The organism is Synechococcus sp. 1G10 (assembly GCF_002252625.1).
In the GTDB taxonomy this organism is placed as follows: Bacteria; Cyanobacteriota; Cyanobacteriia; order PCC-6307; family Cyanobiaceae; genus Regnicoccus_A.
Map to the genome: position 1 here is coordinate 1 of NZ_NQKW01000007.1, position 16377 is coordinate 16377.

The window sequence follows — 16377 nt, forward strand, 5'->3', positions numbered from 1 at the left end:
TTGGCGTGAGCACGATGGCCTTCAACCTGAACGGTTTCAACTTCAACCAGTCGATCCTCGATGGCCAAGGCCGCGTGATCAACACCTGGGCTGATGTACTGAACCGCGCTGGTCTGGGTATGGAAGTGATGCACGAGCGCAATGCTCACAACTTCCCGCTTGACCTGGCATCTGCAGAAGCCACCCCTGTGGCACTGACCGCCCCTGCAATCGGCTGATGCAAGCGGTGGGTCATTCGTGGCCCACCACCTGCTTCAATGCATCGATAGCAAATGAAGCCTCCGCCTTGGCGGGGGCTTTTTTTATGGCTAAAACCATAAGCTGCAGGACCAATCAACTCCTGGACACATCATGTATAGGGCAAACTATCTACAGCGCAAATCATTCACAGAACAGCCACTAGGAGCTGCAGAAGCCACTCCTGTGATCAGAAACCTGCAGTGACGATCTCTGCCAGCCTCGGCAACAACCTGTGTCACCCTGAGCTGGGACCTGGAAACCTGCTTACAGTCAAAACGGCTGTACCGGATTCGATTCTTTGAGGGTCCGACCCGCACGTCCAGATGCCGCCCGTCGCGGCATACCCCACGCCCATCGCCAGCTGCGGCGGGGCCAATCTCCAGGGGGTCTGGCGATCGTTCTGATCGGACTGTCATTGATCGGGGTGGGAGCAACCCTGCTGGGCTGCCAGCCGAAATCAAGCGAACCGCCCCCCGTCGCCGCTGCTCGGCGCGTATCCGCCTTGGGGCGCATCGAGCCGGAAACCAAGATCCGCAAAGTGGCTGTGTCGAGCTCTCTGAGCGGCGACCGCATCGAAGAGATCCTGGTGCAGGAGGACACCTGGGTGACGCGGGGAACACCCCTGGCCCGGCTGAACAGCTACGGCACCCTCAAGGCGTCCTACGACGAGGCCAACGAGAACGTGGCCGTGGCCCAGAGCAAGCTGGCCCAGGTGAAGGCCGGTGCCAAGCAGGGGGAGATCCGCGCGCAGGAGTTCAACGTGCAGAGCCTGGAGCGCAAACTGGCCGCCCAGAAGCTCGCCCAGGACCAGGCTGTCAATGCCGCCCGTGCCAAGGCCACCGAGGCACGGATTGAACAGCAGCGCTACGACAACCTCTATGCAAATGGTGGCGTATCCGCGCTCGAGCGAGACCGCTACCGCACCCGCGCTGAAACCAGTGCTGCCGATCTGGCCAAGGCGATCGAAACCCGCGACGGCACCCTGCTCACCCTTCGCTCCGACATCGAGAGCGCCAGGCAGACCCTGGAACAGATCAAGGAGGTGCGCCCCGAAGACATCACCACCGCCAACAATGAACTACGCAAGGCGGTAGCCGCCCGCGACCGAGCCCGCCAGGAATTCGAGTTCGCCACGGTGCTGGCACCCCAGAACGGACGCATCCTCAAGATCATCGCCAGGCCAGGCGACAAGGTGAGCGACGAGGGCATCCTCGAGATGGCAGACACCAGCCGCATGGTCGTGACGGCAGAGGTCTATCAGACCGACATGCGCATGATCGGCATGGGCCAGGGCGCCACCATCACCGCCGATGGCATCGAAGGCAGCCTCAAGGGCAAGGTGTACCAGGTGATTCCCCAGGTGCAGAAGCAGACCATCTTCGCCGGGGAGCCTGGTGAGAATCAGGACCAGCGGGTGTTCGAGGTGAAGCTGCAGCTCCAGCTCAATGAATCACAGCAGAAACGGATCGGCTACGCCTCCAATCTCCAGGTGAACGTGGTATTCGACCCCAAGCCGGCACCGGCACCATGATCAGCCCCCTGCGCAAGCTGCTGAAACGCACCCCGGTGGCCTGGCTGCAGGTCACCAACAGCCCTGTGAAGATGATGATCGCCCTGGCGGGTGTGAGCTTCTCCAACCTGCTGATGTTCTTTCAACTGGGGTTGATGGACAGCCTTTACAACAGCCAGCGCAAACCCATCGACCGCCTCCGCGCCGATCTGGTGATGGTGAGTGAGGGCTACAGCAACCTCGGTTCCCTGCAGGACTTCCAGCGCAGCCGGCTCTATCAGGCCCTTGGGGTTGAAGGGGTGGAGAGCATCTCGCCGCTGCGCATCTCGCGCGGCACCTGGATCACCCCCGCCACCCGGCAGTCTTACGACATCTACACCTTCGGCGTGGATCTCGCCAAGCCATCCCTCGCCTTTCCCGAACTCGAGAACGATCCTTTCCGTCTGCAGCCGCTGCGCAACGCGCTCTTCGATCGCAACTCCAAGAAGCAATACGGAGATGTTACCAGCATCTTGAAGCGTGATGGCGTCTATCCACTCGAGATCAACGGCAAATCGATCCGCATCGTCGACACCTTCTCGATGGGGGCCACCTTCGCGGCCGAGGCCAATCTGATCGTCAGCGAGAACACCTTTCTCTACATGTTCCCCAAGGCGGATCACCGCATGATCCAACTGGGCCTGATCCGCCTGCGGCCCGGCAGCTCAGCCAGCGCCGTGCAGGCCGCCCTGCAGCCATTGATGACGAAAGAAGTGAAGGTGCTCACCCGCAATGAACTGGCCGAGCTGGAGGTGAACTACTGGAAGCGCAACTCCTCGGTGGGATTCATCTTCTCCCTCGGCGTTCTGGTGGGCTTCGTGGTGGGCAGCATCATCGTGTACCAGATCCTCTTCGGTGACGTGATGAACAATCTGCCCCAGTACGCCACCCTGAAGGCGATGGGCTACACCGATTCCTTCGTGATCAGCGTGGTGATCCAGCAGTCGGCCATTCTGGCGGTGATCGGCTTCGTGCCGGGTGTGATTATCTCCATGGGTCTTTACAGCCTGCTGGCCAACGTCACCAAGCTCACAGTGTTCATGACCCTGAACCGGGCCCTGCAGGTGTTGATTCTCACCTTCGTGATGTGCGTGGGATCCGGCGCCCTGGCCACCCGCAAACTTGTGGAACTCGATCCAGCCGATGTCTTCTGAATCCGGATCAGTGCCCACTGGTGAAACAGTGCCCACTGAAGAATCTCTGCCCGCCGGCGATTCCTTGCCCACCGATGAAACCCTGCCCACCGACGAGCCCGTGATCTCCCTGAAACACGTGAACCACTGGTTCGGCAGCGGCGACAGCCGCAAGCACGCCCTCAAGGACATCACTCTCGACATCCAGCCGGGCGAGATCGTGATCTGCACAGGGCCTTCAGGTTCCGGCAAGACCACCCTGCTGACCATGCTGGGAGGCTTGCGGGCCTGCCAGGACGGCAGCCTGAAGATCCTCGGCGAGGAACTCCATGGAGCCGGCAAGGGGGTCCTGGCGAAGCTGCGCCTCAATGTGGGCTTCATCTTCCAGGCCCACAACCTGATGATGTTCCTCAACGCCAGGAAGAACGTGCGCCTCTCCCTCGAACTGCACGATCAGTACTACGAGGAAGACATGGACAAGCTGGCGGCGGAGATGCTCGAGAAAGTGGGTCTCGGCGACCGGGAAGACTACTTTCCCGCCAATCTCTCCGGCGGCCAGAGGCAGCGGGTGGCGATTGCCCGGGCCATGGTGGCGCAACCGAAGATCCTGCTCGGCGATGAACCCACCGCGGCTCTCGATAAGGAATCAGGCCGCAATGTGGTGAACCTGATGCGTGAGATGGCCACCAATCACAAGACCACGATCATCATGGTGACCCACGACAACAAGATTCTCGATGTTGCCGATCGGATCATCATTGTGGATGAGGGTGCCCTGGCCAGCAAGGAGGCCGAAGCGGCCTTCGTTGGCAGGATGAGGGAAACCGGCAGCTGAAGCCGATGCCCCACGGCGGTCGAACCGGCAGAACCGCAGTCGGAGCGTTTCAGTAGGCTCCAGCCCATGGGCAGCAGCTTCGGACACCTGTTTCGGATCACCAGCTTCGGGGAGTCCCACGGCGGTGGTGTCGGTGTGATCGTCGATGGTTGCCCGCCGCGGCTGGCGCTCGATCTTGAGGCCATTCAGGCGGAGCTCGACCGCAGGAAGCCAGGTCAGAGCAAGATCACCACCCCCCGCAAGGAAGACGATCGCGTCGAGATCCTCAGCGGCCTGCTGGATGGTGTCACCCTGGGCACGCCGATCGCGATGGTGGTGCGCAACAGGGACCAGCGCCCCGGCGACTACAGCGAGATGGCGGTGGCCTTCCGGCCCTCCCACGCCGATGCCACCTACCAGGCGAAATACGGCATCCAGGCCCGCAGTGGCGGCGGCCGTGCCTCGGCGCGGGAAACCATCGGCCGGGTGGCCGCCGGTGCCATCGCCAAGCAACTGCTGGCCAAGGCCCATGGCACCGAGGTGATCGCCTGGGTGAAGCGGATCCACACCATCGAGGCCACGATCGATCCAGCCAGCGTGAGCCTCGACGACGTGGAGGCCAACATCGTGCGTTGCCCTGATGCCGCCTGCGCCGAGCTAATGATCGAGCGGATCGAGGCGATCGGCCGGGAGGGTGATTCCTGCGGCGGCGTGATCGAGTGCGTGGTTCGCAGGTCGCCGGTGGGTCTGGGCATGCCGGTCTTCGACAAGCTGGAAGCCGATCTGGCCAAGGCGGTGATGTCGCTGCCGGCAACCAAGGGCTTCGAGATCGGCTCGGGCTTCGCCGGCAGCCTGCAGCGGGGCAGTGAGCACAACGACGCCTTCCTTGCCACAGGCGACGGCAGCCTGCGCACCGCCACCAACAACTCCGGCGGCATCCAGGGTGGCATCAGCAACGGCGAGGACATCGTGCTGCGGGTGGCCTTCAAACCCACCGCCACGATCCGTAAGGCCCAGCAGACCGTGACCTCCAGCGGCGAGGCCACGGTGCTGGAAGCCAAGGGACGCCACGACCCCTGCGTGCTGCCCCGGGCGGTGCCGATGGTGGAAGCGATGGTGGCCCTGGTGCTGGCCGACCACCTGCTGCGTCAGCAGGCTCAGTGCAGCCTCTGGTGAAGGGCTGAGGGGTAGCTCGCCACCCAGCCGGCCAGGCGCGGATCCAGGCGGGGGCAGGCTCCCGCTTCGCTTTTGGGCTCGAACAGCGTGGAGCCCAGGGCCAGGGCATTCACACCCCCCTGGAGCCAGCCGCTGAGGTCGGCGACCTCCAGCCCTCCCGCGGCGATGCAGAAGGGCAAGGGAGCCAGAGCACCGGACAGCGAGGCCCAGTAACCAGACCCCAGGGTCTTGGCCGGGAAGAGTTTCACGGCCACGCAGCCCAACTCAACCGCCTGCTGCACCTCCGTGGGCGAGAAGACCCCCGGCACCAGGGTGATGCCCAGCTGGTGGGCTCTCCTCAGCAGGCCTGGATCCAGCACGGGCGAGAACGCGAAGCTGAGGCCGGCCTGGTCGGCAGCCTCGAGGGCCTGGAGCGTTCGCACCGAAGCCGCCCCGAAACTGATGGCGGGGAAGCGTTGGGCCAGCTCACGGCAGTCGTGGCTCCAGCAGGGCCATGGACTCCAGGCGATCTCCACATGACGAATCCCGGCCGCGCTCAAGAGCGCGATCCGGGAAACGGCATCAAGGGGACGTATCGGGCGCAGGACCGCAAGCAGCGGCAGTGCCCGGAGTTCAGCCAGCAGCGACCCGGACTCAGACGTATTCAGCGACCCGCACATCGCTGCGGATCAGAAGCTCCTGAAGCTCCTCGGCGTCGACGGTTTCCTTCTCCACAAGCATCTCGGCCAGTTCATCGAGAACCGAGCGGTTCTCGATCAGCACGCGCTTGGCGCGGCGGTAGGCCTCAGCCACCAGCAGCCCCACCTCCTCATCGATGGTGGCGGCTGTGTCCTCGGAGAAGTCGCGCTCGGCGGCGATGTCGCGGCCGAGGAACATACCCCCCTGGGCACGGCCAAGGGCCACGGGACCCAACTTGTCGCTCATGCCGAAGCGGGTGACCATCTGGCGGGCGACGCGGGCCACCTGCTGAAGGTCGTTGGAGGCTCCTGTGGTGACCTCGTCTTCGCCGTAGACGATCTCCTCAGCCACGCGCCCACCGAGGGCCACAGCCATCTGGTTCTGCAGGTAAGCGCGGGAATAGAGGCCCGACTCCATCCGCTCTTCGCTGGGGGTGAAGAACGTGAGACCACCGGCCTGACCGCGGGGAATGATGCTGATCTTCTGGACGGGGTCGTAGTCGGGCATCAGGGCTCCCACCAGGGCGTGGCCCGATTCGTGATACGCCACCAGCCGCTTGCGCTTCTCGCTCATCACCCGGTCTTTCTTCTCAGGACCGGCCATGACGCGCTCGATGGCGTCATTGACCTCATCCATCGAGATCTCGGTGAGCTGCCGGCGGGCCGCCAGGATCGCCGCCTCATTGAGCAGGTTAGCGAGATCGGCTCCGGTGAAACCGGGGGTGCGACGCGCCACCTTGTCGAGATCAACGTCCTTGGCAAGGGTCTTGCCGCGGGCATGGACCCCAAGGATCTGGAAGCGGCCGGCGTAGTCCGGACGGTCAACCACCACCTGGCGATCGAAGCGACCCGGCCTCATCAGGGCCGAATCCAGCACGTCGGGGCGGTTGGTGGCCGCCACGATGATCACGCCGGTGTTGCCCTCGAAGCCGTCCATCTCGGTCAGCAGCTGGTTGAGGGTCTGCTCCCTTTCGTCGTTACCGCCGCCGAGGCCAGCGCCGCGCTGACGGCCAACCGCGTCGATCTCGTCGATGAAGACGATGCAGGGAGCGCTCTTCTTGGCCTGCTCGAACAGGTCACGCACGCGGCTGGCGCCCACACCCACAAACATCTCCACGAACTCCGAACCGGCGATCGAGAAGAACGGGACGCCTGCTTCACCGGCCACAGCTTTGGCAAGCAGGGTCTTGCCGGTGCCCGGAGGGCCCACCAGGAGCACACCCTTGGGAATCTTGGCGCCCACGGCCGTGAAGCGATCGGGATTCTTGAGGAAGTCGACCACCTCGGTGAGCTCGAGCTTGGCGCCCTCAATGCCGGCCACATCACCGAAGGTGACCTGGGTCTGGGGTTCCATCTGAACCCGTGCCTTGCTCTTGCCGAAGCTCATGGCGGGGTTGCCGCCGCCCCCCTGGGCGCGCCGCAACAGGAAGAACAGACCTCCCAGGAGCAGCAGCGGGAAGAGCAAGCTGCCCACGGCCTGCTGCCAGGCGGCCGGCTCCCGGTTGGGCTGAACCGCGATGTCGACGTTGTGGTCAGTGAGCAGCTTGAGCAGGTCCTTGTCAGGGGCGAGGTTGACCACGGCCCGGTTGCCGTCGTTCTCAACGACCTGGGCGGTGCCGCGGTCGGGGGAGATCAGCACGCGGGAGATCTGGTTCTCCTGAACCGCCTCGACGAAATCGCTGTAGCGGAGGCTTCTGGGGGCATTGGCCTGATCAGGGCGACCCAGGAAAGCGGACCCCACCGCAATCACCACGATCGCCAGGAGCACATAAAGCCCCGCGTTGCGCCAGCGTTTTTTCAACCTGCGTGCTCCTGAGAGGGGAAGTAACAGAATGTTAACTGTCGCCGGGACCGTCAGGCGGACCGCAGCACCTCCACCACGCTACGAAACGCGAACCACTCCGGGATCTCCTCACCGCTGCGCAGCATCTGCCGGAACTGGGTTCCGCTCAATTTCTTTACATGCAGCCCCCGCGCCTCGGCATGCTCCGCCGTCACGTAGCCCTCTTCTTCGGTGTACACCAGGTTGAGTGACGGCACCGTTTCCATGCCCAGCTCCGGCGCGTTGTCGCGGGCGAAGTCCTGGGCGTCGTAGGGGCCGTAGAAATCCTCACCGCTGAGGGAGCTCTTGCAGCCCGCCATGTCGCGGCCAATGATGAAGTGGGTGCAGCCGTAATTCTTGCGGATGATCATGTGCTGCAGCGCCTCCCTAGGCCCGGCCATGTGCATGGCGTAGGGCAGGTAGGCCCAGCGGATTCTGGGATTGGCCACCTCCGCCGCCAGGCGCTCATAAGTCTGGAAGCGCACCTCACCGGCAATGTCATCTTCCTGGGTGGGACCGCAGGTGGGATGCACCAGCACCACTCCCCCCTCGCTCACGTTCGTGGCATGCAGGGCGCGGGTGAACAGCTCGTAGTGGGCCCGGTGGATCGGATTGCGGCACTGGAAGGCCACCACGTCCTCGCCATGGGGCAGATCGGCGCGCACCTGGGCCGGGGTGCGGCAGGGAAACACCCGCTGGGGCAGTTCCAGGCCCTGGAGAGCACCACCGAGGTAGTAGCGGCCCCGCTCGGTGGCGATCATGCGCACCGCTGGATGCTCCAGGGAGGTGGTGCCGTAGCAGCCCTTGGCCTCCTTCACCTTGTCAGGTTCCCAGCGGCTCTCCACCGTGAGCACCGCCAGCTCCTGACCCTGATAGGTGAGCAGCAGGCGCTCGCCCACCTGGATCGTGGCATCGGCGGTGTCAAAGATGATCGGCAGACCGAACAGGAGCCCTGACGTGGTGCGGTTCCCCTTCACCACCGCCTCGTAGTCCTCCTGGTGCATGAAGCCCAGCAGGGGCGAGAAGCCACCCACCATCAGCAGCTCCACATCGCAGGCGTTGCGGTGACTGCACTCGAGCACCCGATCCACGCCAGCCTTCAGCGCCTCACGCTGCTCCGCCGGCACGATCAGATCCACCAGTGAGCCCCCGTGGGGCGGGATCAGACCGGTGCTGGAGCGGCCAGAGGGAGCGGCGGTGGTCATGGGGGGCCAGCGGCAGGTGGAGAAATTGTTCCAGACCGGGCGGCAAGGGCTTGTGGCCGAGGTGGCGTCACTGCGGCGCCTGGATGGATCTGCCACAAAAAAAGGCCCCGATTGGGGCCTTTTGAAGCATCTGCACCAGCTGCGCAAGCTGAAGAGACAAAGCAACAGCCAGAGGCCTGAGCCTGAGGCGGATCGGTTCAGACCTGCTCCAGGCGGCCATAGAGCTGGCCGGTGACCTTGACATCGACGACTGCCTTGCTGCCCATGTCGGTGTCGGAAGGCTGGATCGCTGAGAACACCCCGGCGAACTCACCTGTGGCGCTGTCGACCTTGGTGATCGAGAGGCTCATGGTGCCGGTGCCATCCACATACTGCTTGACGTTCTCCCTGGTGAGGTCTTCGTCGTCACCGGCAGGCACCAGACCCACAGCACTGCTGTAGCCGGAGGTGAGGCCACGACCCTTGGGATCGAGGAAGTTGCTGGTGCGGTAGCTGGGGGTGCGGTAGGAACCCTCGAAATCCGTGCTGGGGCTGATCGAGGCACCAACGGCGTTGGCGATCAGCTTCTTGCTGGAGAAGGTGAAGGGAACTTCCTCACCACCCGGCATCAGAACGGTGATCGGCTGGAAATCGATGCCGCCAAGCTCCTTGAAGGTGAGCTTGTCGCCGTCGATGCTGAGATCGCCGTAGACCTGATCAAGGCTGGAGGTGTAACGGGTGAGGATCTTGCCCGCCACGAACTGTGCCTCCTGGCGCTTGTTGGCTGGCTCACCCTTCACGAAAACTTCGCTGGGGTGGAGGCAGATTTCACGCAGCTGATAACGAACGGACGGATCCAGGGGGATGGAGCCGCGGGCCGAATCGGGAAGGGACGGGCAGTCGTTGGCCTTGCCGGTGTTGACGATGTCGTCGTAGGTGACATTGGCCCGTTCAACGGCTGTGGCACCGCCGCTGCACGCTGTGACCAGCGTCAGGCAGAGCGCCAGCACAAGGGCCAGCAGGGGTCGAAAACGCATTGGGAGAAGCCGCACAAGCAGGGTGAAACCTTGATGGAGGGTGCGCCAACGGCGATCCTACAGATGAAAAACCCGAGTCCCGATAGCATGTTGCGGCTCTCAACAACCCGTAGGGCGGGACGCGACACGGCAGTCATGACCGAAGGTTTCAACGAGCCGACCGAGGCTGAGGATCCCCAGCTGGGCGCGGGGAGGCTGCTGCAGGATCTCCACCGGCTGGCCGAAGGGCTCGAAGGGCAGCCCGAAGAGTTGCTGACCCTGCTGCGGGAGCTGGAAACCCTGCATCGCTCAATTCAGGACGGCGCCTTCCGCCGCAGCCTGCCGGAGGACCGCCAGCAGCTGTTCGGCCTGCTCAGGAACATGGAGCGCAGCGGCGGCTGGCCCTACATCCCCCGCCTGCAGCTGCGCACCTTCATGGATCTGCTGCAGCGCGACGACCGGCGGGACCTTCACGAGGAGCATCCGCTGGCAGCGTGAGCGGATCCAGCAGGGCGCCGAGGGCACTGATGAGCTGATGGGCCACGGCGAACTTGCCGGCGGGCTGGATGCGCAGCTCCCGCTCCCCCGGACCAAGCAGCCAGCCTTCATTGCTGTTCACCCCGAAGCCTGCCTGCGGTTGATCGATCGGGTTGGCGAAGAGCAGATCACAGCCCTTGCGCTGCCGCTTGGCGCGGGCCTGGGAAAGCACATCCCCCGAGTGGGCGGCGAACCCCAGGATCCTTTGACCCTCGGGGCGGCGGGCGACCAGCTGAGCGAGCAGGTCCGGCACCTCGCACCAGCCGGCGCTGAGGCTCGCGAGCAGATCCTGTTTGCTGAGCTTCTGGTGTTCGGGTGCGGCGCGGCCGTGATCCGCAACAGCGGCGGCCATGGCCACCGCATCGGCCGCCGGTTGCAGCTTCTCCAGCGCCTGCCCCATGGCCGCACCGCTCTCGACGGGGTGCGTATGCAGACCTTCCAGCAAGAGCGGATCGAGGTTGAGGGGGCCATGCACCAGGTCGACCTCAGCCCCCCGCAACCGGGCGGCCTGGGCGAGCATCACCCCCATCCGGCCACTGCTGGGATTGGTGAGGCAGCGGGCGGGATCAAGCCACTCGCGGGTGGGCCCGGCGCTCACCAGCAGCCGCCGCCCCTGCCAATCACGCCGCCAGCCATGCAGGCGCAGGGTTTCCAATCCCAGCAGCAGCTGCTGAGGCTCGGCCATCCGGCCAGCCCCCTGGCGGTCGCAGGCGAGCAGGCCAGCGGCCGGCCCCAGGGGCAGCACCCGCTCAAAGGCCTGCAGCTGATCCCAGTTGCGCCGCACCCCGGGCGCCCCCCACATCGCCGTGTTCATGGCGGCGGCCGCCAGCACCGGCGCCTCGGTGGCCAGCAGGGTGCTGGAGAGCAGGGTGTCGCCGGAGCCCTGAACCCAGCGAGCGAGGCTGGTGGCGCTGAGGGGGGCCAGCAGCACCAGCTCGGCCCACTCGGCCAGCTCCACATGCAGGGGCCGGGGCGCCCGGTGGCTCCACTGGTCCTCATCGAGGTGGCAGGCGGCCCGGCTGAGGCTGGCCAGGGCCACCGGGCTCACCAACCGGGCCGCACTGGGGGTGAGCACGCAGCGCAGCTGGGCCCCGCGCTGGGCCAGGACACTTACCAGGGCAGGCAGCTTGATGGCGGCGATGCTGCCGGTGATCGCCACCAGGATCCTGCAACCGTCGAGGGGATCCTGCTCACTCCTCATCGAACGGTTCCTGGTCCACCAGATGCACGTAGGGGCGAGCGAGCTCGGGGCGATGGATCGCCAGGGCACGGATCAGGTGCCAGTCCTGCAGAGCGGCGAAGGGGGTGGGGTAATCGTCGTCGTCCAGGCGCTGGGCCAGCTCGGCGATGGACGCCTCATCAAAGGCGGCCAGTCGCTCAGGCGTGATCGGGGTTGCGGACAAGGGGCCAATGGGGCGGAGCACAGCTCAATTCCAGCGCATCAGCCCCGCCACTGGGCAGGGCTGATAAATTTCTGGAAGGGATATCCCAACGGGGAATTAGCTCAGCTGGTAGAGCGCTGCGATCGCACCGCAGAGGTCAGGGGTTCGAGTCCCCTATTCTCCATCTCCTTACAACAAAGCAAGAATGATGAACTCTGGATTATTCCTGAGCGGTGATCGCACGGAAAGCTCCGCGTTCAATCAGCATCCAAGCCAGTGACCGCCGAACTCACAGCAAGCCCAAGTCACTGATATTCCAAGAAAAGACCACAGAAACATAATCTGCTAATCTTCAAACAAATATATATCTTCCGATACGCTTTTGCCTACTGATAATCCGCAAGAAGTCAGCGAGTATTTTCTTGGAGTCAAGCCTGCCAATACGGCGTCCGTTCAACCTCATTCCCAGAGGGGAATCTCCTTACTGCGCAGTCTCTGCAAACTGAACTATACCAACATCTCCAGAGATAACCGGCGAGGCTGGCGAATTCCTTCCAGGCCAACTCCAGCACAGTGCACTGATTGCAGATAGCGTTCAACAGGCCGATTCATTTAACCGAACACCATGCCCATGGAGTGGACCCCCGAAGCTGAAGCCAGGCTCAAGGAGGTGCCGTTCTTCGTGCGCCCCGCCGTGCGGCGAAGGATCGAAAGCCTGGCCGCTGAGGCCTCCCTCACCAGCATCGACCTTGACTTCTACACAGCCGCCAAGGCCCGTTTCGGCGAAAAATAAAGGTCTGCTGAGCGCTTGGGCCAGGCGGTCCTGATCGACTCCGGCTCAGTCAGGGAGGCTTGTTTCGCCTGGTTGGAGCCCCCCTGACCGGCCATAAGGTAAAAGGGAGAGCATTAAAGGTTGCTCCCATCCATGTCGCAGTCCAAGCGAGAGCAGGTGGTGAGTCATCTGCGCTACATCCGCCAGGAACTCCGGGAGATGCACCAGGGGGTGATGGAAGACGGGCTGCTGCCGGAGGCCGGCGAGGTGCGCGGCGTCATGGCCCAGATGGAGGCGCTGCTGGAGCTGCTGGAAGGCAAGGGATCGCGCAAGAACAAGGACAGCGAAAGCTGAGCCCTGGCGCAGGACTGGCAGGACGGCCTGAAAGGGTGTAGACCTGCGGCGGCAGGTGGCTGAGCCGGGTGATGGGGATCTCCAGCCAACGCACCTGCCAATTCTTCCCGTCCAAGGCCCAGCGTTGATCCGCCCGCAGCAGACCCGGTTGCATCGTCAGGTAGCTCTGCAGGGCGAACGCCTGCGCAACTGGGCAGAGAATCCCTGGCGGCGTTTCTCCCTGGTGCTGATCACCGGGTTCGGAGCCTTTTTCTTCGGCGGGGCGGTGGGAACGCTCACCGGGGCCCTTTCCTATCTGGATCCGCTGGCGGCCCTGATCGTTGTGGTGCCGATCGAACTCTCGATCCGCTGCCGCCGCTGGCTGCTGCAGCGCCCACAAGACCGCCTGACCCTGCAGCTGCTGGACGCCGGGCGCATCGGCCTGCTCTACGGACTGCTGCAGGAGGGCTTCAAGCTTCTCTGAGCTCATCGCCGCGGGCGGCCAGCAGATAAAGCAGGGCCATGCGCATCGGGATGCCGTTACGCACCTGCTCCGCCACCAGGCAGCGGTCGGGGTCATCCAGCAGGTCGCCGCTCATCTCCACGCCGCGGTTGACGGGACCTGGATGCAGCACCGGCACCGAGGACCCACACAGCTCCAGGCGCTTCAGGCTGAGACCGAAACGGCGGTGGTAACTCTCCAGGCTGGTGAGCAGGTGCTGGTGCATCCGCTCCCGCTGCAGCCGCAAGGTCATCACGGCATCGGCGCCGGGCAGGGCCCGCTCCAGCTGGCGCTCGATCCGGATCGAGCCACGGCTCACCACCGGATCCCTGGCCTGACCAGGGGGTGGTGCCGCAACGAACTCGGCGAAGGCATCGGGCAGCAGCGTGGCAGGGGCGCAGAGCACCACATGGGCACCGCAGGCGGTGAGTGCCCAGAGGTTGGAGCGCGCCACCCGCGAATGGAGCACGTCGCCCACGATCACGATCGTGCGGTCGCGGAGCGCTGCCGGGGTCGGCTGCTCCGGGGCGAAATGACGGGCGAGGGTGAACAGGTCGAGCAGCCCCTGGCTCGGGTGGCTGTGGAGTCCATCTCCACCGTTGAGCACCGCCACCGGCCGGCCGCCGCCCCGGCGTTCACGTTCGCGGTCGAGGTCGCGGGCCAGCGCTGCCGGAACACCGGCGCAGCGATGGCGCACCACCAGCACATCGGCACCCATGGCCACGTAGGTGAGGGCGGTATCGAGCAGGCTCTCCCCCTTGCTGAGGGAGCTCGAAGAGGGGGAGAAGCTCTGGACATCGGCCGAGAGGCGCCGAGCCGCCAGCTCGAAGCTGCTGCGGGTGCGGGTGCTGGGCTCGAAGAACAGGCTGGTCACCTGCCGGCCCTGCAGGGCTGGCAGCTTGCGGGAGCCGCTGACGGGCATCACCCTGAAGCGCTGGGCCAGCTCCAGCACGGTGGCGAAATCCTCGAGGCTGAAGGCCGCCAGATCGATCAGGTGCCGGTGCGACCAGCCGCTCACGGCTCCATCCCCGACCCAGCCGCCACCGGCAACACCGCCTCTGGCTTCAGGGCCACGGAATGCGCCGGGGTGCGGTCGCCACGGGCCCGGCGACTGACGCTGCGACTGGCCTTCAGGTACCAGCGCCAGGGCAGCTCCACCCCCCTGGTGATGCCGATGCGGGTGGTGTTGAGCAGCGGGTCCTGACCCTGCAGCTGCTGCTGCCGCCACCAGGCCAGCAGGGCCGGGGGCCTCGGCGCCAGCCACACTCCGCCAGCTGAATCCACCGGCTGGCCGTCGTGGCGGCGATCCAGGCCGAAGCGACGCGCCAGCAGGGCGGGGCCAGCGGCGGTGCGCTCTGGCTCACCCGCCAGGGCCACGGCCCTCAGCAGGACACCGTTCGCCCAGCCTTCACGGTCGGTGACCACATTCACGCAGTGATGGATGCCATGACTGAGGTAAACGTAGAAGCGCCCCGGCGGGCCGAACAGAGTTTCGTTGGAGGGAGAGCGACGCCTGTGACCGTGGCAGGCGGGCTCGCTCTGGCAGTAGGCCTCGGTTTCCACCACCAGGCCCCGGAGGCAGCGTCCATCCTCGAAGCGGCGCAGCAACTGGCAGCCCACCAGATCCGGACCCACCTGATCGGCACCGCGCGCAAAGAAGGCGGGCGTCAGGAGATCGACACCCTCGCTGCCAGGAGCGGCCCTGGGAGCGGATGCCGCCAGACTGGAGGCCACCACCCCCTCTGTGGGTTGGTCTCTGCTTGTCTTTCGCGTCTGTTTCGTGTCCAACGCTCTCTCCAGCTTCAATCTCGGCACCGTGCTGCTGGCCGGCAGCGGTCTGTTCTGCCTGGCGACCCTCTACTTCGGCACCAAGGGTGGTTACTACGACAGCGACGACTACGACGGCAACGGCACCGCCCACTGAAGTTGGGGCGCTGGGGCGGCGGGCGCAGCGCTCAGCCCTGGCGGTGCAGCTGCTCTGATTCAGGGCAGTCTTCGGCGGTTTCGAGATCCTCTGCCCTGGCACTGCGGCTGAAGTGCGCCAGGCGGGTGCTCACCGCTCCGATCGAATCGAGGCGAACGCTCTCCTCCCAACTGTGTAACTCGTCGTCCTCCTCCTCGTCGTAACGCAGGGTGACCAGGTCGCCGGCGATCTCCACCACCAGAGCCTGCTCGATCCAGCGCTGCTGATCCCGCAGGAACACCCAGACAGGTCGCTTCTCGCTGCAGAACTGATCCAGCTTCCGGTGCAGCATCCTGAGCTCCGACTCCAGCGGGCCGAGTGCGGATCGGGGCCCGGATCCCCCTGATCCTAGGGATACTTCAGAGGATCCCTCGTTTCGGCCCCGTGGCCGAGCTGCCCCCGGTGACGATCTCCTCGCCCCAGACCACCGCGCCGGCCGGCAGCCCCCTGCCCGGTCCCGCCGACAGCGTGGAGGCGATCCGGCTGCAGCTGCGCAGCTGGCCGGAGGTGGAGGAGTACCTGAGGGGCTGCAAGGGGGTGATCGTGCCGCTTGGCTCCACCGAACAGCACGGCCCCACCGGCGCCATCGGCACCGATGCCCTCACCGCCGAAGCGGTGGCCCTGGAGGTGGGTCGCCGCACCGGTGTGCTGGTCACGCCTGCCCAGGCCTTCGGCATGGCCGAACACCACCTGGGCTTCGCGGGCACGATCAGCCTCCAGCCCTCCACGCTGCTGGCCGTGATCCACGACGTGGTGCTGTCGCTGGCCCGCCATGGCTTCGAGCGGATCTTCGTGATCAACGGCCATGGCGGCAACATCGCCACCACCCGGGCCGCCTTTGCCGAGGCCTACGCCACTGCCGCCAGCCGGGGCCTGGCGGCGGCCCCTGGGCTGCGCTGCCAACTGGCCAACTGGTTCATGGCCGGTCCTGTGATGAGGGAGGCCCGCGAGCGCTACGGCAACCGCGAAGGGCACCACGCCACCCCCAGCGAAATCGCCCTCACCATGCACCTGGAGCCGAGCCTGGTGGCGAAACAGCGGCCCCTGCCGGAGCCAGCGCCCGCCGGGCCGATCCATGGGCCCGAGGATTTCCGCCGACGCCACCCCGATGGGCGCATGGGCTCCGACCCCTATCTCGCCAGCGCCGACGATGGCAAACGCTTCCTCGAACTGGCCGCCGAAGCCCTCAGCCACGATCTGGAAACCTTTCTGAGCGAGTGAACGGGACATGTCCGAGGCGTGCCCGGGCTGCTCCAGTTAGGTTCAGGCCAGCAGAG

At 65.2% G+C, this 16377-nt stretch carries 19 protein-coding genes, 1 tRNA gene and 1 pseudogene; 12 read left to right on the top strand and 9 right to left on the bottom strand.

All coding sequences use genetic code 11. From position 1 onward, the window contains the following. The 5 genes and pseudogenes from CJZ82_RS07575 to aroC form a co-directional block, all read left to right on the top strand. A pseudogene (locus tag CJZ82_RS07575) lies at positions 1-218 on the top strand (photosystem II q(b) protein); the annotation flags it as partial. A 320-nt stretch (positions 219-538) separates the two neighbouring features. After that, entirely contained in the window at positions 539-1771 is a 1233-nt protein-coding gene (locus CJZ82_RS07580) for an efflux RND transporter periplasmic adaptor subunit (RefSeq protein ID WP_094555201.1), read from the top strand. Next, entirely contained in the window at positions 1768-2943 is a 1176-nt protein-coding gene (gene devC, locus CJZ82_RS07585; protein ID WP_094555202.1) for an ABC transporter permease DevC, read from the top strand. Before CJZ82_RS07580 ends, devC begins: the two co-directional genes overlap by 4 nt. Next, positions 2933-3757, top strand: a complete 825-nt coding sequence (locus CJZ82_RS07590) for an ATP-binding cassette domain-containing protein (protein ID WP_094555203.1) — start codon at positions 2933-2935, stop codon at positions 3755-3757. The genes devC and CJZ82_RS07590 overlap by 11 nt, the downstream gene beginning before the upstream one ends. Positions 3758-3823: 66 nt before the next feature. Next, positions 3824-4912 carry a chorismate synthase gene (gene aroC / locus CJZ82_RS07595; RefSeq protein ID WP_094555204.1) on the top strand — a complete coding sequence of 363 codons (1089 nt, stop codon included), beginning with the start codon at positions 3824-3826 and terminating at the stop codon, positions 4910-4912. On the opposite strand, the gene CJZ82_RS07600 is transcribed toward aroC, so the two are convergent. The 4 genes from CJZ82_RS07600 to psbO all read right to left on the bottom strand — a co-directional run bounded on the left by CJZ82_RS07600 (position 4894) and on the right by psbO (position 9632). After that, the gene (locus tag CJZ82_RS07600; protein ID WP_094555205.1) at positions 4894-5571 is read right to left on the bottom strand and encodes a bifunctional 4-hydroxy-2-oxoglutarate aldolase/2-dehydro-3-deoxy-phosphogluconate aldolase; all 678 of its coding nucleotides are present in this window, start codon (positions 5569-5571) and stop codon (positions 4894-4896) included. The genes aroC and CJZ82_RS07600 overlap by 19 nt on opposite strands. Next, entirely contained in the window at positions 5546-7390 is a 1845-nt protein-coding gene (gene ftsH3 / locus CJZ82_RS07605) for an ATP-dependent zinc metalloprotease FtsH3 (protein ID WP_094555206.1), read from the bottom strand. The genes CJZ82_RS07600 and ftsH3 overlap by 26 nt, the downstream gene beginning before the upstream one ends. Before the next feature lie 53 nt (positions 7391-7443). Continuing rightward, the gene (gene sat / locus CJZ82_RS07610; protein ID WP_094555207.1) at positions 7444-8616 is read right to left on the bottom strand and encodes a sulfate adenylyltransferase; all 1173 of its coding nucleotides are present in this window, start codon (positions 8614-8616) and stop codon (positions 7444-7446) included. 197 nt (positions 8617-8813) lie between these two features. Further along, a complete protein-coding gene (psbO, locus tag CJZ82_RS07615) occupies positions 8814-9632 on the bottom strand; it encodes a photosystem II manganese-stabilizing polypeptide (protein ID WP_094555208.1) in 819 nt (272 codons plus the stop codon). A gap of 135 nt (positions 9633-9767) precedes the next feature. Here psbO and CJZ82_RS07620 point away from each other — a divergent pair, with 135 nt between their 5' ends. Beyond that, entirely contained in the window at positions 9768-10109 is a 342-nt protein-coding gene (locus CJZ82_RS07620) for a hypothetical protein (protein ID WP_094555209.1), read from the top strand. On the opposite strand, the gene coaBC is transcribed toward CJZ82_RS07620, so the two are convergent. Next, positions 10045-11349: a bifunctional phosphopantothenoylcysteine decarboxylase/phosphopantothenate--cysteine ligase CoaBC gene (gene coaBC, locus CJZ82_RS07625; RefSeq protein WP_094555210.1), complete on the bottom strand. Its 1305-nt coding sequence runs from the start codon at positions 11347-11349 to the stop codon at positions 10045-10047. The genes CJZ82_RS07620 and coaBC overlap by 65 nt on opposite strands. Further along, on the bottom strand, positions 11339-11551 hold the full coding sequence (locus CJZ82_RS07630) for a DUF2555 domain-containing protein (protein ID WP_094555211.1): 213 nt from the start codon (positions 11549-11551) through the stop codon (positions 11339-11341). The genes coaBC and CJZ82_RS07630 overlap by 11 nt, the downstream gene beginning before the upstream one ends. Before the next feature lie 90 nt (positions 11552-11641). Between CJZ82_RS07630 and CJZ82_RS07635 the strand changes: the two genes are divergently transcribed. The 4 genes from CJZ82_RS07635 (at position 11642) to CJZ82_RS07650 (ending at position 13119) form a co-directional block, all read left to right on the top strand. Continuing rightward, positions 11642-11714, top strand: a tRNA-Ala gene (locus CJZ82_RS07635). Between the two features lie 447 nt (positions 11715-12161). Further along, a complete protein-coding gene (locus CJZ82_RS07640; protein WP_198949691.1) occupies positions 12162-12323 on the top strand; it encodes a PCP reductase family protein in 162 nt (53 codons plus the stop codon). A gap of 132 nt (positions 12324-12455) precedes the next feature. Then, positions 12456-12656, top strand: coding sequence for a hypothetical protein (locus tag CJZ82_RS07645; RefSeq protein ID WP_006172336.1), 201 nt, complete (start codon positions 12456-12458; stop codon positions 12654-12656). Positions 12657-12780: 124 nt separating this feature from the next. Beyond that, the gene (locus CJZ82_RS07650) at positions 12781-13119 is read left to right on the top strand and encodes a DUF565 domain-containing protein (protein ID WP_233130106.1); all 339 of its coding nucleotides are present in this window, start codon (positions 12781-12783) and stop codon (positions 13117-13119) included. On the opposite strand, the gene CJZ82_RS07655 is transcribed toward CJZ82_RS07650, so the two are convergent. Together CJZ82_RS07655 and CJZ82_RS07660 are read right to left on the bottom strand one after the other, a co-directional pair. Beyond that, a complete protein-coding gene (locus tag CJZ82_RS07655; RefSeq protein ID WP_094555214.1) occupies positions 13106-14155 on the bottom strand; it encodes an aspartate carbamoyltransferase catalytic subunit in 1050 nt (349 codons plus the stop codon). The genes CJZ82_RS07650 and CJZ82_RS07655 overlap by 14 nt on opposite strands. Next, the gene (locus CJZ82_RS07660; protein WP_094555215.1) at positions 14152-14874 is read right to left on the bottom strand and encodes a DNA-3-methyladenine glycosylase; all 723 of its coding nucleotides are present in this window, start codon (positions 14872-14874) and stop codon (positions 14152-14154) included. Before CJZ82_RS07660 ends, CJZ82_RS07655 begins: the two co-directional genes overlap by 4 nt. 7 nt (positions 14875-14881) lie before the next feature. On the opposite strand from CJZ82_RS07660, the gene CJZ82_RS18620 reads away from it, so the two are divergent. Beyond that, positions 14882-15061, top strand: coding sequence for a hypothetical protein (locus CJZ82_RS18620; protein WP_094555216.1), 180 nt, complete (start codon positions 14882-14884; stop codon positions 15059-15061). A gap of 31 nt (positions 15062-15092) precedes the next feature. Here CJZ82_RS18620 and CJZ82_RS07670 read toward each other — a convergent pair whose 3' ends face one another. After that, entirely contained in the window at positions 15093-15392 is a 300-nt protein-coding gene (locus tag CJZ82_RS07670) for a DUF6679 family protein (RefSeq protein ID WP_094555217.1), read from the bottom strand. 101 nt (positions 15393-15493) lie between these two features. Here CJZ82_RS07670 and CJZ82_RS07675 point away from each other — a divergent pair, with 101 nt between their 5' ends. Further along, positions 15494-16321, top strand: a complete 828-nt coding sequence (locus tag CJZ82_RS07675; protein ID WP_369820036.1) for a creatininase family protein — start codon at positions 15494-15496, stop codon at positions 16319-16321. Positions 16322-16377: the final 56 nt, after the last annotated feature.

What these genes read in the sequence shown, in the direction of transcription:
- devC (WP_094555202.1), top strand. Translation starts at nt 1,768, where the DNA reads ATGATCAGCCCCCTGCGCAAGCTGCTGAAACGCACCCCGGTGGCCTGG.
- CJZ82_RS07590 (WP_094555203.1), top strand. Translation starts at nt 2,933, where the DNA reads ATGTCTTCTGAATCCGGATCAGTGCCCACTGGTGAAACAGTGCCCACT.
- aroC (WP_094555204.1), top strand. Translation starts at nt 3,824, where the DNA reads ATGGGCAGCAGCTTCGGACACCTGTTTCGGATCACCAGCTTCGGGGAG.
- CJZ82_RS07600 (WP_094555205.1), bottom strand. Translation starts at nt 5,571, where the DNA reads ATGTGCGGGTCGCTGAATACGTCTGAGTCCGGGTCGCTGCTGGCTGAA.
- sat (WP_094555207.1), bottom strand. Translation starts at nt 8,616, where the DNA reads ATGACCACCGCCGCTCCCTCTGGCCGCTCCAGCACCGGTCTGATCCCG.
- psbO (WP_094555208.1), bottom strand. Translation starts at nt 9,632, where the DNA reads ATGCGTTTTCGACCCCTGCTGGCCCTTGTGCTGGCGCTCTGCCTGACG.
- CJZ82_RS07620 (WP_094555209.1), top strand. Translation starts at nt 9,768, where the DNA reads ATGACCGAAGGTTTCAACGAGCCGACCGAGGCTGAGGATCCCCAGCTG.
- coaBC (WP_094555210.1), bottom strand. Translation starts at nt 11,349, where the DNA reads ATGAGGAGTGAGCAGGATCCCCTCGACGGTTGCAGGATCCTGGTGGCG.
- CJZ82_RS07640 (WP_198949691.1), top strand. Translation starts at nt 12,162, where the DNA reads ATGGAGTGGACCCCCGAAGCTGAAGCCAGGCTCAAGGAGGTGCCGTTC.
- CJZ82_RS07645 (WP_006172336.1), top strand. Translation starts at nt 12,456, where the DNA reads ATGTCGCAGTCCAAGCGAGAGCAGGTGGTGAGTCATCTGCGCTACATC.
- CJZ82_RS07670 (WP_094555217.1), bottom strand. Translation starts at nt 15,392, where the DNA reads ATGCTGCACCGGAAGCTGGATCAGTTCTGCAGCGAGAAGCGACCTGTC.